We start from the raw sequence: 1,473 nt of genomic DNA on the forward strand, positions 1-1,473 counted from the left end.
CACCCCCGGCCCGCGCGGCGGCATGGCAGGGTGGGAGGCATGCGCCGACCATCCCGCCGCCCGCTCCTCGCCGGTCTCGCCGTGCTCGCCGGCGCTCTGCTCGCCGCCGTACCGGCCGTGCCCGCGGCCGCCGACGACGGCAACTTCACGGTGAAGGACCCGAGGATCACCGAGTCCAGCGGTCTCGCGGCCTCGCGCCGGCACCCCGGCGTGTACTGGACCCACAACGACAGCGACGACGGCGCGTTCCTGTACGCCGTGGACGGCAGGACCGGGAAGACGGTCGCCACGGTGACGTTGACGGGTGTCGGCACACCGCGGGACGTCGAGGCGATCTCCATCGGCCCGGACAACCACCTCTACGTCGGCGACATCGGCGACAACCTCGGCGGGACCTGGCAGTACGTGTGGATCTACGAGCTGCCGGAGCCCAAGCAGCTCAAGGACCAGACGCTCAAGGCCACGCAGTACGTCGTGAAGTACGAGGACGGGGCGCGGGACGCGGAGGCGCTGATGGTGCACCCGAAGACCGGGCGCGTCTACATCGCCGACAAGAACGAGGCGGGGGGCTCGCTGTACGAGGGCCCGTCCGAACTCTCCGCGTCCGGCACGAACATCCTCAAGAAGGTCGCCTCCGTACCCGATCTGGAGGTCACCGACGGGGCGTTCTCGCCGGACGGCAAGCACCTCGCCCTGCGCTCGTACTTCGGCGCGATCCTCTACGACTGGAAGAGCGGGAAGATCGCGAAGGCCGACCGGCTGAGCGTGCCCCTGCAACGGCAGGGCGAGTCCCTCACGTACACCACCGACGGCTCGAAGATCATGTACGGCAGCGAGGGTGCCGGCAGCACGGTCGTCGCCCGCGACGTCGCCGGCGGCGGCTCCGGCAACGGTGGCTCCGGCTCGTCCTCCTCCGACGGGGGCGGCTCGTCCGCCGGGCAGGACGCCGACGGCACCGGCTCGGGCCTCAAGGTCGGCGCGATCGCCGTCGTCGGCGCCGTCGTCGTCATCTGGGGCTTCAAACGCGTTCTGCGCCGCCCGTCCTGACGGGGCGTTCCCCCACGGCCCGTCAGCCGGTCGCCCGGCGGGCCGTCCACCGCTGCGTAGGATCGGCGGCATGGCGCTGCGACCCGTTCATGTGATCGTCAAGGCCGTCGACGCCCCGGCGGTCGGCCGGTTCTGGGCGGAGGCGCTCGGCTGGACCGCCTACCACCCCGGTGCCGCCACCTACGTCGGCCCCGCCGGCGGGCTCGTCTGGCCGCACCCCGTCGCCCTCGGGGTCGACGTCGTCCCCGTGCCGGAGCCCAAGACGCCCACGAAGAACCGGGTGCACCTCGACATCGCCACCCACTCGGCCGCCCAGCAGAAGGAACTGGTCGCACGGCTGCGGGAGCTCGGCGCGACCCCCGCCGACGTGGGCCAGGGCGACGTGCCGTGGACGGTCCTCGCCGACCCGGAGGGCAACGAGTTCTG

Annotated in this window: 2 protein-coding genes; both read left to right on the top strand. The window is 72.5% G+C overall.

What is annotated here, in order from left to right:
• Window positions 1–39 precede the first annotated feature (39 nt).
• Complete coding sequence (locus tag AOK23_RS43935) at window positions 40–1,047, top strand: hypothetical protein (protein ID WP_055717924.1); 1,008 nt, start codon at window positions 40–42, stop codon at window positions 1,045–1,047.
• A 70-nt stretch (window positions 1,048–1,117) separates the two neighbouring features.
• Window positions 1,118–1,473: VOC family protein (locus tag AOK23_RS43940; protein ID WP_169800406.1), on the top strand; the 356-nt coding region annotated here is incomplete at its 3' end.

It is taken from the genome of Streptomyces torulosus (assembly GCF_001419765.1).
In the GTDB taxonomy this organism is placed as follows: domain Bacteria; phylum Actinomycetota; class Actinomycetes; order Streptomycetales; family Streptomycetaceae; genus Streptomyces; species Streptomyces torulosus.